Here is a 12,268-nt window from a genome sequence, read left to right on the forward strand (position 1 = left end):
TGTCCTCACGCGCCCACTTTTTCGCCTCGGAAGTTTCTGCCACCCACGCTCCTGGAGGACCGCCGATGCCCGCCCGCAAGCCGCTCAAGGTCGCCACCTTCAACATCAACGGTGTGCGCACGCGCCTGGCCGCGCTGCTGGCCTGGCTGGAGCGCGAGGCGCCGGACGTCGTCTGCCTGCAGGAACTGAAGGCGCCGGACGAGGCGTTTCCGGTCGAGCCCATCCGCGACGCCGGCTACGGCGCCCTCTGGCATGGCCAGCGCTCGTGGAACGGCGTGGCGATCCTGGCTCGCGGTGCCGACCCACTGGAAAGCCGCCGCGGGCTGCCGGGCGACCCGAAGGACGTGCAGAGCCGCTATCTGGAAGCGGCCGCACACGGTCTGATCGTCGGCTGCCTGTACCTGCCCAACGGCAACCCGCAGCCCGGACCCAAGTTCGACTACAAGCTGGCCTGGTTTGACCGCTTCATCGACTACGCGCAGGGCCTGGTCGAAAGCGAGCATCCGGTGGTGCTGGCCGGCGACTACAACGTGGTGCCCACCGACGAGGACATCTACAACCCCCGCTCGTGGCGCAAGGACGCCCTGCTTCAGCCGGAAAGCCGCGAGCGCTACGCCGCCCTGCTGGCCCAGGGCTGGACGGACTCGCTGCGCCAGCAGTTCGGCGAGGAGCGCGTCTATACGTTCTGGGATTACTTCCGGCAGCACTGGGAACGCAATTCCGGATTGCGCATCGACCACCTGCTGCTCAACCGCGCGCTGGCACCGCGGTTGAAGGACGCGGGGGTAGACCGGTGGGTGCGGGCCTTGCCGCATCCGAGCGACCACGCGCCGACGTGGGTCTCGCTGGCGCGCAAGGGCTGAGGCAAGGCTTCCCCCATCCGCCCTTCGGGCACCTTCCCCCGTGAACGGGGGAAGGAACACCAGCGGCAGCCCCCCCCCCTACCGAGCCTTCTCCCGTTCACGGGGGAAGGTGCCGACAGGCGGACGGGGGCAGCCCCGCCACGCCACCGCATTTCTGGCACATTGGTTCCCGTCTTTCCGCACACTCGGGGAACCCATGCGCCTCCTGCCCTGCCTTGCCGGCTTCGTGCTGGCCGCCACCGGCCTGGCGGCCCACGCCGCCGACACCATCACCGCCAGCGCCTTCGCGCGGGACCCGGCCCAGCCGATCGACCAGGCCTACACCGCGCAGATCGCCCGTTTCACCACCGATCCGAAGTTCAACACGCCGCTGACCGACTACCTGCCCGCCTCGGCGAGCGTGCCCACGCCGCTACAGGTGCTCGGGCATATTTCGGGCGCCGCCGACTGGCTGCCCTATTCGGCGGACGTCCATCGCTACTTCCGCGCGCTGGACGCCGCCAGCCCGAGGGTCAAGGTCTTCAGCATCGGCAGGACCGAGGAAGGCCGCGAGATGATCGCCGTGGCGATCGCCGACGAGGCGCTGCTGGCCAATCTGAAAGCCAATGACGCGCGCCTGGCGCAACTGGCCGACCCGCGCACGATCGGCATGGACGACGCGAAGGCCGATGCGCTCATCCGCGAAACCACGCCGGTCTACTACGTCACCGGTTCGATCCACTCCACCGAAACCGGTGCGCCCACCGCGCTGATGGAGCTGGCCTATCGCCTTGCCGTCGACGATGCGCCTTACATCCGCAACATCCGCTCGCACGTGATCACCCTGATCACGCCGATCGTCGAGGTGGACGGGCGCGACCGCATGGTCGACCTCTACAACTGGCACAAGGCCAACCCGGGCAAGGACTACCCGAGCCTGCTCTACTGGGGGCACTACGTCGCGCACGACAACAACCGCGACGCCATGGGCATGACCCTGGCCCTGACCCGCAACGTCGCCAATACCTATATCGGCTGGCACGCGCAGGTGCTGCACGACCTGCACGAGTCGGTGCCGTTCCTGTACGACAACACCGTCGGCGACGGCCCCTACAACGCCTGGATCGACCCGATCCTCACCAGCGAGTGGCAGCAGCTGGGCTGGGACAACGTGCAGAAGATGACCCAGCTGGGCCTGCCCGGCGTGTTCACCCACGGCGACTTCGACACCTGGAGCCCGGGCTACCTGATGTTCATCGCCGCCATGCACAACGGCATCAGCCGCCTGTACGAAACCTTCGGCAACGGCGGCGCCGACACGCGCAAGCGCATCCTCGATCCGTCCGAGTACGAGCGCACCTGGTACCGGCCCAACCCGCCGCTGCCGGAAGTGACCTGGTCGCAGCGCAACAACAACAACTACGAGCAGACCGGTGTGCTCACCGCGCTGGACTACTTCGCCCGGAACGGCCAAACGTTCCTGAAGAACTTCTACCTGAAGGGCAAGCGCTCGATCGAAAAGCCGACCGAGGCCGGCCCCGCGGCCTACGTGCTGCCCGGCGACGAGAAGCGCGCCGGCACCCAGGCCCAGCTGCTGCGCGTGCTCGAGCGCCAGCACGTGGAGATCAGCCGCGCCAGCGCGCCTTTCAGCGTGACCCTGCCGGCGACCGGCGACGACAAGAAGACCCGCACGCGCCGCTTCCCCGCCGGCAGCTACGTCGTGCGCATGGACCAACCGTACTCGCGCATCGCCGACACCCTGCTCGACCGCCAGTACTGGTCGCCCAAAGACCCGCAGCAGCATCCCTACGACGACACCGGCTGGTCGATGGGCGACCTGTTCGATGTCGAGGTGGTGCGTGTCACCGATCCGGGCGTGCTCGAGGCGTCGATGGCGCGACTGGACAAGCCCGTCGAGGTGCCCGCCGGCCTGGCCGGCGTCGACGCCACCGACGCCAGGCTGCCCCGCGTGGCACTGATGCATACCTGGCTCGACACGCAGACCGAGGGCTGGTGGCGCATGGCGCTGGATCAGCTGGGTGTGCACTACGACTACATCAGCACGCAGGACGTGGCGCGCATGCCGGACCTGCATGCCAAGTACGACGCGATCCTGTTCGCGCCCGTCGGCGGCGCGAGCCTGCGCCGCATCGTCGACGGCCTGCCGATGTGGGGCGCGCCGATGCCCTGGCAGACCAGCCCGCTCACGCCCAACCTGGGCCACATCGACAGCACACCGGACATCCGCCCGGGGCTGGGCGAGGCGGGACTGGCCAACCTGCGGCGCTTCGTGCGCGAGGGCGGCCTGCTGGTGACCGCCGAGGACACCGCGCGATTTGCGATCGACGCGGGCCTCGCGCCGGGCGTGTCCGTCACGCCCACGGCCAAGCTCAAGGTGGTCGGCAGCGTGCTGCAGGCGGACTTCGTGGGCCATGGCAGTCCGGTGGCCGCGGGCTATGGCGATCACCTGGCGCTTTACAGCTCGGAGGGGCAGTCCTTCACCGTCTCCAACCTGCTCACCGGCGACCGCGGCCTGCCCTCCGCGCGCGATGCCGAACGGCCCACCGGCCGTGGCGGCCCGCAGGATGAGGACATGCCCGAAGGCCGCCCCTTCGCCCAGCCGCCCGCCCTGCCCGACGCCAAGCCGTGGCAGGCGCTGCCGCTCAACGAAGACCAGGCCTACAACAACCCCTGGCTGATCCCTGAAGACCAGCGGCCGCGGGTGATCCTGCGCTTCGCCGACGCCAAGCGTCTGCTGGTCTCGGGCCTGCTCGATGGCGGCGGCGAAATGGCCGAACGCGCGGCGGTGGTCGAGGCGCATTACGGCAAGGGGCACGTGCTGCTGTTTGCCGGCAACCCTATCTGGCGCGGAGAGACCCTGGGAAGCTACCCGCTGGTGCTCAATGCGCTGACCCATTTCGATCGGCTGGACCAGGACCGCTGAGGCCGGGCGGCCGTTCGACTTCTTCTTCGACACCAAGGCGAACGGTGCCTTTACCGCACCGTTCGCACCCACCACGGCTTTCCAGGCATCCCAGGCGGGCGACGGCTCGAAGCCCGTTCCCTTGGGTACCTGCCTGCCTGAACACGGCCCGCCCGTCTCACGGGTTTTTCATCGCCCATTGCCGTTTGCGCCCGAAGACTCGGGCGCACCACTCCCATGGAGAACGGCCATGAAAAAGCTCGCTTCGATGACCCTTGCGCTGGCCCTCGGCGCCTCCGGTGCAGTGATGGCGCAGCAGGCGATGACCGAGGCACAGGTCCGCGAGACGCTGATCCACCAGGGCTACAGCGACATCGACGACCTGAAGTTCGACGGCGGCATGTGGCGCGCCGAGGCCGAGAGCGCGGACGGCAACGACGTCTCGCTGCGCATCGACCCCAAGAGCGGCAAGGTCTACCCGGACGAGAAGGTCTCCCGCCTGAGCGCGGATGACGTGCGCGCGTCGCTGGCCACGCAGGGTTACACCGACGTGCACGACGTGGACTTCGACGACGGCATGTGGCACGCCAAGGCCGACGACAGGAACGACCACCGTGTCGAACTCACCATCGATCCGTCCAGTGGCAAGGTGGTCGACAGCGACGACTGAGCGTCAGCGCGTCGGCCCGCTCGCGGCCGGGCTCAGCGCCTGGTCCGCGGGCGCGGCGCGGAACTGCTGGCGCCAGCGCAGCGCACCCAGCACCAGCAGCACGAGCAATCCGACCAGCAGCAGCATCAATCCGAGCCGGCGTCTGGGCTTCTTCATCATGTATTCCGTGAGGTTCGCGGCCCACGCTAACGACGCCCGCGTCGCGACCGCGTGCGCACCACGCTAGACGGCGCCCAGCGGCCAGCGCCCGAGCACGCGGTACTCGGTGCGCCCGAGCAGGCTGTGGATGAGCAGGAACTCGCGCACCGTCCAGCCCAGCGGTTCGACCGGTCGCGGCGCCACCATGCTGGCGTCGTAGAGCAGCGTGAGATGCGGCACGAAGGCACGCTCGTGTCGCGCCAGGCCAGCCGCGGCGAGTCGTGCCCCGAGGCTTTCGTACAGACCGGACAGCCCAGTCGAGGCTTCCTCGCCGAGCAATACAAACGGGTGCTTGCCGGCGCGCCCGCGGAAGCTGCCGACGCGATCGAAGCGCGCTTCGAACGAACGCAGCGCCACACCGTCCGCCGCCGCGCAGGCCCCGTCCACCCGCTGCTGCGGCAGGCCGGCGAAGTCGCCCAGGTGATGCAGCGTCACGTGCAGGTGCCCGGTGGGGCGTGGCTGCCCGCGCAAGCCAAGCTGCCCGCGCAGCCCGCCGGCGAGCATGGCGACCTGCGCCGCGACCTCCGGCGGTGGCATCACGGCGAAAAACAGGCGGTCGGTGGGGTGCGGAGCGGCAAAACCGCCCAGGGAGCTCTGGTGCATGGCGACGTCGGGAAGGCAAAACGCCATTGTAGGCGGCGGTGCAGAATGGGGCGCCCACCCACGACGAGCATCCCCATGCCGAAGATCGACGTCCCTAACGTTCCCGAGCGCCGCGGCTCGGGCTACCCGGCCCCCTACGCGGAGGCCGCCAAAGACCGCATCAAGCAGGCGCTGGGCGATGCCGGCGGCCTGTCGGATTTCGGCGTCAACCTGACCCGGCTGCCGCCGGGCGGCTGGTCAAGCCAGCGCCACTGGCACACGCGCGAGGACGAGTTCGTCTACGTGCTGTCGGGCGAGCTGGTGCTGGTCACCGACGCGGGCGAGCAGCCCTTGCATGCTGGCGACTGCGCGGCGTTTCCAAGGAACGTGGCCGACGGCCACCACCTGGTCAACCGCGGAAGCGACACCGCCGTCTATCTCGAAATCGGCACGCGCTCGGCCGACGACGCCTGCCATTACCCGGACATCGACCTGTACGTCGAAGGCGACCAGGGCTACGTCCACAAGGACGGCACGCCCTACTAGCTCATTGCCCGCCCTGGCGCAGGTCGCCTTCGGGGTTGCCCTTGCAGACGGCGTGGCCGCAACCGCACGGACCGGCTTCGGCCCGGCCCGAGGTGGCCGCTTCGCGGCAATGGTCGCTGCAGTACTGCTCGCCGCCAGGCTTGGTGGTGCATTGGCAGGCGGCGTGGCCGCAGCGGTAACCGTCGTCGGACATGGCGCTTGACTCCAGGTAGCGGGCATCGCGATGCCACGGAAACGAACGCGGCGCATCGCGCTTCCTTGCCCTGGCTCAGCCATGGGCCACCGCAGGGGGGGTGCGGGGAGCCGGGTACCACCCGGCAAGGGAAGCGCGATGCGCCAACGCAGCCGAGGTTGCCCAGCCGCGCGTGAAGGCGCCGGCGAGGAATCGCGCAGCGTCCGTCACTTGTCGCGCAGGGCCTCGACCTGGATGCGCAGCGCGACCTGCATGTCGAAGCCATAGTCCTTGCCCGCCTCCAGCCCGAACGCGCTGCGGTCGAAACGGCCCCGTGCATCGGCACCGCAGTATTCGCGCTTGAAGATCGGGTGCGGGATGCACCTGAAGTGGTCGATGCGCAGCTCCAGCGGCCGGGTCACTCCATGCAGCGTCAGGCTGCCCACGACGCGGGTAGGCACGCCGTCCACGAAGTCCGCCAGCCGTCCCTTGTAGAGTGCGCTCGGGTGGTGCGCGGTGTCGAAGAAGTCCTTGCCGCGTGCCCAGGCGTTGAGCGCGTCCTGGCCGAAATCGATGCTGTCCAGCGCGATGCTCACCTGGAGGCGGCCCTGGCCGGCCGCCTTGTCCATCTCCACCCATCCCTGGCTGTGGTTGAACTTGCCGCGCCAGGTCGAGATGCCCATGTGGTCGGCCTCGAAGCTGGGATAGGTATGGTCCGGATCGAATGTGTAACGTACCGGCGCGGCGGTGGCGGCGCCGGCGAGCAGCAACGCAGCGGGTACCAGACGGCGAGCGAGGCGGAATCGGGTGCGCATGGGTTCTCCCTTGGGGTGATTGGCGGCGCCCTCGCGCCGACGTGGAACGACGTGCGGCGGAACGGAAAATCGACACCGCGCCCGCCTTTCCCGGTGTTTGCACCGCTGAAAAAGCCGATCGCAAGTACCTACCGCGTCAGCTTTTTGCGGGGAAAGCTTGCTGCCATGATGCCTGCGCGGTCGCCACCTTGGAGTCATCCATGGTCCAGAGCACGCGGCACTCCTCCTCCTGGCCGGTGGGCCAAGGCGAGATGGCCGACTGCATCCGCCGGCACGACTGGGCCGCCACCGCGCTGGGACCGATCGCCGGCTGGCCGCCGCACCTGCGCGCCGCGGTCGACATCTGCCTGGCCTCGCCGCTTCCGATCGCGATCCTCTGGGGCGAGCAGCGCCTTCAGCTCTACAACGACGCCTACCGCGCCATCGCGCAGCAGCGGCATCCGGCGATCCTCGGGCGGCCGGCGCTGGAGAACTGGGCCGAAGCGCGGGACCTCATCGGCCCCATGCTGGACCGGGTGTTCACCCACGGCGAACCAACCGAGGCGGAGAACTGGCCGGTCCTGCTGAAAGAGGCCTCCGGCGCCCCGGTCGAGCGCTTCTTCACCTTCACCTTCTCGGCCATCCGTGACCGCTACGGACGGGTCACCGGGGCTTTCCATACCGCCATGGAACGCACCTCGCGGTTGCGCGCCGAGCATCGCCTGCGCGGCGCGATGGGCGAGGCGGGCCTTGGCGCAGGCTTCCACGCACTGTTCCGGGCGGCGCCGGCGCCGTTGCTGTTGCTGGCGCCGCCCGATTTCCGCGTGGTCGCCGCCAACGATGCGCTGCTGCGCGCCAGCGGCGAGTCGAGCGACAGCCTGCTGGGGCGGCCGGGCTTCGACCTGCTGGCGTCCTGGACGAACCATGCCGAGGTCGAGCAGCAGTTGCGCGCCTCGCTGGAGCGGGTGCTCCGGCAGCGCGCTCCGGACACCTTGCCGCTGGTGGTGCAGCGCCGGCGGTCGCGCCAGCGCGGCCCGCGCTACTGGTCCATCATCAACACGCCGGTGCTGGACCCGAATGGCGAGGTCGCTCTGGTGCTCCACCGCTGCGAGGACGTGACCGAGCTGGTGCGCCTGCGCAGCGCCAGCGAGGCGCAGGCCCAGCTGGACCGCGACCAGCAGGCGCTGATGGCGCGCCTGCGCGACGTCGACGCGACCGGGCGCGAGGCCCCGCCGCAACCGCCCTTGCGGCTGTTCGGCGCGATGCTCGATTCGATTCCCGACTACATCTACGCGTTCGATCGCGAGCACCGCTTTGCCTACGTCAACCGCGCCATGCAGCAGTTGTTCGGGCCAGCCGGCGACCCGATCGGCAAGACCTTCCACGAGCTCGGCTACCCGCCCGCGCTGGCCGAACGGCTGGACGGTCATCTGCGGCATATCTTCGAGACCGGCGAAACGGTCGAGGACGAGCTGTTCTTCACCGCCCCGACCGGGCCGCGGGCCTACTACCAGTTCATCTGGGGACCGGTGCGTGGCGACAGCGGCAGCATCGAGCAGGTGGTGGGCGTCTCGCGCGACACCAGCGAGCGCCGCCGCATGGAGGAGCGCCTGCGCCAGGGCGAGACGAGGCAGTCGTTCCTGTTGCAGATGGGCGACCGCATCCGCGGGCTGAACGATGCGGCGCAGATCACCCGTGCCATCAGCGAGATGGTCGGCCGCTACCTGCGCGTGGGCCGCTGCGGCTACGGCGAGGTCACCGAGTGCGGGCAGTTCTTCATGGTCGAGCGCGACTGGACCGACGGTGACATGCCCAGCCTCGCCGGGCGCGTGCCGTTGGCCGACTTCGGCACTGCCGTCGTGGCGCAGTACCGTACGGGCCAGACCGTCGTGCTGGACGACACTCTCGAAGACGTCCGCACGCGCGGCAGCGAACAGGTCTATGCCGACGCCGGCCGCGTACGCGCCGGCGTGGGCGTGCCGCTGTTCAAGGGCGGGCGCTTCGTGGCCGCGTTCTACGTCCACCAGAGTCGCCCGCGGCACTGGCGCGACGAGGAGGTCGCGCTGCTGGGCGAGGTCGCCGAACGCATCTGGGCCGCGGTGGCCCGCTCTCGCGCCGAGCGTGCGCTGCGCGAGAGCGAGCGGCGCTACCGCACCCTGTTCGATGCGCTCGACGAAGGTTTCTGCCTGCTCGAAAAGGTCGATGCCGCAGCGGGCCAGCCGTCCGACTACCGCTACCTGGTCACCAACCCGGCGTTCGCCACGCATACCGGGATCGGCGGCGTGGTCGGCCGGACCATGCGTGACGTGTTCCCCGACGCCGCGGCGTTCTGGTACGACACCTTCGACAGCGTGATCGGCAGCGGCGAGGCCTTCCGCTTCGAACACGGCATGGTCAACCGCGGGCGGGTGTTCGACGTCTACGCCTGCCGCCTGGATGAGGGCTCGCACCAGCGCGTGGCGGTGCTCTTCCACGACATCACCGAGCGCAAGCGCCACGAGCAGCACCAGCGGCTGTTGCTCAATGAGCTCAACCACCGGGTAAAGAACACGCTGGTGACCGTGCAGTCGATGGCGATGCAGAGCTTCCGCCCGGGCATCGATCCGGAACTGGCGCGCATCCAGTTCGAAGGCAGGCTGATGGCGCTGTCGCGTGCGCATGACATCCTCACCCGCGAGAGCTGGGGCCGCGCGCCGCTGGCCGAGATCGTGCGCGAGGCGATTGCGCCTTACCGCGACCAGCACCACGACCGGCTGCACGCGGAAGGCCCCCCGGTCTGGCTGCCGCCGCGCCACGCGCTGGCCTTCGCCATGGTGCTGCACGAGCTCGGCACCAACGCGGTCAAGTACGGCGCGCTGTCCAACCAGGACGGCCGGATCGACATCCAGTGGCAGGCCAATGGCACCTTGCGCCTGACCTGGACCGAATCGGGCGGGCCGCCGGTGGAACCACCGGGCGGGCGCGGCTTCGGCTCGCGGCTGATCGAGCGCGGGCTGCGCCACGAGATCGGCGGGCGCGTCACGCTGGACTTTGCGCCCGCGGGCGTGGTCTGCACGATCGAAGTGCCGCTGGACGGGCTCGGGCCGCTGGATCACTTCTGATGCGCCGCGGATGGCCGTGCCCGCTGTGCGCGTGCGCGCAGTTCGGTTATCTTGCGCGAGCAGCCCTTATGCAGGGGGAGCATGGTGGTTGACGCAGGCCCGATCACGTTCGGTTACTACACCGCGGCGCTGGTGGCGACTGCCGGCATCGCGCTCGCGTCAGGCACGCAGTTCGCCGTGATCGGACTGTGGCGCCGGCGCGAGGCGATGTGCCTGTCCTACGCGTCGCTGTGCCTGTGCATCGCTACCCTCGCCTTCGCCAACGCCCTGCTGCACACGGCAAGCAGCCTGGAGGTGGCGACCGCCGCGCTGCGTACGATGATCGGCGCCGCGGCGATTTCCTTCCTGCCGTTCGTGATCTTCATACGTGCCTACACCGGCGGCCCGCCGCAGCCACGACTGCAGCTGGCGGTGGGCGTGACCGCGTGCTTCTTCGTCTGGCTCAACTTCCGGCTGCCGGGCACCGTGTTCTTCGCCCGGCTGGCGCCGGGCACGGGCATCGCCCTGCCCTGGGGCGAGCGGCTGTACGACGTCGGCGGCACCGCCTCGCCCTGGGGCCTGCTGTTCCACGCGCTGACGTATGTCGCCTTCCTGTGGGCGCTGGCGCGGGCAGTGAAGCAGATGCGCGGGGGCGAAGGCCTGCGTGGCGCGTTGCTGGCGGTCTGCCTGTTGGCGCAGTTCGCCGCGCTGCTGTGGGGTGACATCGTGGTGGACGCGCTCGACCACCACTATCCCTATCTGGACGCGTTCTCGTTCCTGCCGTTCGTGCTGCTGATGGGCCTGTCCCTGGCCGCCCAGCTGCACCAGCGCACGGTGCAACTGGAACTGACCACGCGCCGGCTGGAGGCGGAGGCGCATACCCGCCGCGAAGCCGAGTTCAGCCTGCGCCACGCCGCCTACCACGACAGCCTCACCGGCCTGCCCAACCGCCTGCGGGCGCTGGACCACCTGGCCGAGCTGCACGCCGACACGGTCACCAGGGGGCAGCACGGCGCCGTGCTGCTGATCGACCTGGACAACTTCAAGACGATCAACGACGCGCTCGGGCACCCGATCGGCGACCGCATGCTCGAGGCCATTGCTGACCGCCTGCTCGCCGCCGCACCGACCGACGCGATGCTCGCGCGGCTGGGTGGGGACGAATTCGTGCTCGTGCTCGGCCCGCTGGCGGGCACGGCCGAGGCGGTGCAGGCGCAGGCCCAGCAGGCGGCCGAACGGATGGTCGCGCGACTGGCCGAGCCGGTGACCGTCGACAGCCGCGTCCTGGCCGCCGGCGCCAGCGTGGGCGTGGCGCTGTTTCCCGCCGGCGAGGAGGGCGTCGCCGACCTGCTGCGCCGCGCCGACATCGCGCTCTACCGCGCCAAGGCCGCCGGCCGCAACACCGTGCGCCTGTTCCTGGAACCGATGCAGCAGGAGGCGGATACGCGGCTGGCGCTGGAACGCGGCCTGCGTACCGCACTGGAACAGGAGCGCATGCCCACCCAGTTCGCCCTGCATTTCCAGCCGCAGGTCAACCGCCGGGGCGAGCTGCTGGGCGCCGAGGCGTTGTTGCGCTGGCAACATCCGCAGCTGGGCGAACTGTCGCCGTCGGTGTTCATCCCGCTGGCCGAGGAAACCGGCCTGATCCATGCGCTCGGCGCCTGGGTCATCGGCCAGGCCTGCGCGCACATCCGCGCCTGGGACCGGGACGGGGTGGCCTTCGGTGGACGCCTCGCGGTGAACGTGAGCGCCTGGCAGCTCAACCACCCGCGCTTTGCCGAACAGCTGGAGGCACAGGTGCACGCCGCCGGCATCGAACCTTCGCGGCTCGCCCTGGAGCTTACCGAGAGCGCGCTGCTGCAGGATTTCGACAGCGCCCTGCAGACCCTCAACCAGCTCTCCGAGGCCGGCTTCCGGCTGGCGCTGGACGACTTCGGTACCGGCTATTCCTCGCTGAGCTACCTGCAGCGCCTGCCGCTGGACGTGCTCAAGGTCGACCGTGCCTTCGTCAGCGAGTTGAGCCCCAACGCGGCCAACCCGCTGGCAAGCTTCATCGTCGACGTCGCCCATCGCCTGGGCATGGCTACCGTCGCCGAGGGCGTGGAGACCGTGCCGCAGCGGCTTGCGCTGGAGCGGATCGGCTGCGATGGCCTGCAGGGCTTCCTGATCTGCCGCCCGGTAGACGAGCCCGGCTTCCGCCGCTGGCTGGCCGAACACCAGCAGGCGCGCGCGCTGCCGCAGGCGCAGCGCAACGTGCCCGGTGCCACGGAAGCACACGACCTGCCCTCGCGCGACCGGAACTCGTCCGGGGATTAGGCAGGTTGCCGGTGGCGCGGGGCCCGACCCGGGCCGTCCCGTTGAAAGGGAGGGCTTGGGCGTCGCGCCCGCTGCTTCTCCCTTGACGGCTCCAGCATCCGCCCCGGACGCCTCCCCGCTCAGGGGAGGTCCGCTGTCGGGACGG

General features: G+C 69.8%; 10 protein-coding genes. 6 read left to right on the forward strand and 4 right to left on the reverse strand.

The window, feature by feature from the left end; translation table 11 throughout:
- Positions 1 to 65 precede the first annotated feature (65 nt).
- From xth to ACFWZU_RS09585, 3 genes are all read left to right on the forward strand, one after another.
- Positions 66 to 863, forward strand: a complete 798-nt coding sequence (xth, locus tag ACFWZU_RS09575; RefSeq protein ID WP_439701279.1) for an exodeoxyribonuclease III — start codon at positions 66 to 68, stop codon at positions 861 to 863.
- Positions 864 to 1,059: 196 nt separating this feature from the next.
- Positions 1,060 to 3,786, forward strand: coding sequence for a M14 family zinc carboxypeptidase (locus ACFWZU_RS09580; RefSeq protein ID WP_439701280.1), 2,727 nt, complete (start codon positions 1,060 to 1,062; stop codon positions 3,784 to 3,786).
- A gap of 229 nt (positions 3,787 to 4,015) precedes the next feature.
- Positions 4,016 to 4,435 (forward strand): PepSY domain-containing protein, encoded by a 420-nt coding sequence (locus tag ACFWZU_RS09585; RefSeq protein ID WP_439701281.1) that lies wholly within the window; start codon positions 4,016 to 4,018, stop codon positions 4,433 to 4,435.
- 3 nt (positions 4,436 to 4,438) lie between these two features.
- Here ACFWZU_RS09585 and ACFWZU_RS09590 read toward each other — a convergent pair whose 3' ends face one another.
- Positions 4,439 to 4,591 (reverse strand): hypothetical protein, encoded by a 153-nt coding sequence (locus ACFWZU_RS09590; protein WP_439701282.1) that lies wholly within the window; start codon positions 4,589 to 4,591, stop codon positions 4,439 to 4,441.
- 66 nt (positions 4,592 to 4,657) lie between these two features.
- Complete coding sequence (gene thpR / locus ACFWZU_RS09595; RefSeq protein ID WP_439701283.1) at positions 4,658 to 5,236, reverse strand: RNA 2',3'-cyclic phosphodiesterase; 579 nt, start codon at positions 5,234 to 5,236, stop codon at positions 4,658 to 4,660.
- Between the two features lie 75 nt (positions 5,237 to 5,311).
- Between thpR and ACFWZU_RS09600 the strand changes: the two genes are divergently transcribed.
- Positions 5,312 to 5,761: a cupin domain-containing protein gene (locus ACFWZU_RS09600; RefSeq protein WP_439701284.1), complete on the forward strand. Its 450-nt coding sequence runs from the start codon at positions 5,312 to 5,314 to the stop codon at positions 5,759 to 5,761.
- Between the two features lies 1 nt (position 5,762).
- On the opposite strand, the gene ACFWZU_RS09605 is transcribed toward ACFWZU_RS09600, so the two are convergent.
- Entirely contained in the window at positions 5,763 to 5,954 is a 192-nt protein-coding gene (locus ACFWZU_RS09605; RefSeq protein WP_439701285.1) for a hypothetical protein, read from the reverse strand.
- A gap of 206 nt (positions 5,955 to 6,160) precedes the next feature.
- Positions 6,161 to 6,748 carry a YceI family protein gene (locus ACFWZU_RS09610; RefSeq protein ID WP_439701286.1) on the reverse strand — a complete coding sequence of 196 codons (588 nt, stop codon included), beginning with the start codon at positions 6,746 to 6,748 and terminating at the stop codon, positions 6,161 to 6,163.
- A 200-nt stretch (positions 6,749 to 6,948) separates the two neighbouring features.
- On the opposite strand from ACFWZU_RS09610, the gene ACFWZU_RS09615 reads away from it, so the two are divergent.
- Both ACFWZU_RS09615 and ACFWZU_RS09620 read left to right on the forward strand, forming a co-directional pair.
- Positions 6,949 to 9,828, forward strand: a complete 2,880-nt coding sequence (locus ACFWZU_RS09615) for a PAS domain-containing protein (RefSeq protein ID WP_439701287.1) — start codon at positions 6,949 to 6,951, stop codon at positions 9,826 to 9,828.
- Positions 9,829 to 9,909: 81 nt separating this feature from the next.
- The gene (locus ACFWZU_RS09620) at positions 9,910 to 12,123 is read left to right on the forward strand and encodes a putative bifunctional diguanylate cyclase/phosphodiesterase (RefSeq protein WP_439701288.1); all 2,214 of its coding nucleotides are present in this window, start codon (positions 9,910 to 9,912) and stop codon (positions 12,121 to 12,123) included.
- Positions 12,124 to 12,268: the final 145 nt, after the last annotated feature.

Origin of the sequence: Frateuria sp. GZRR33 (assembly GCF_051900425.1) — a bacterium.
In the GTDB taxonomy this organism is placed as follows: Bacteria; Pseudomonadota; Gammaproteobacteria; order Xanthomonadales; family Rhodanobacteraceae; genus Frateuria_A.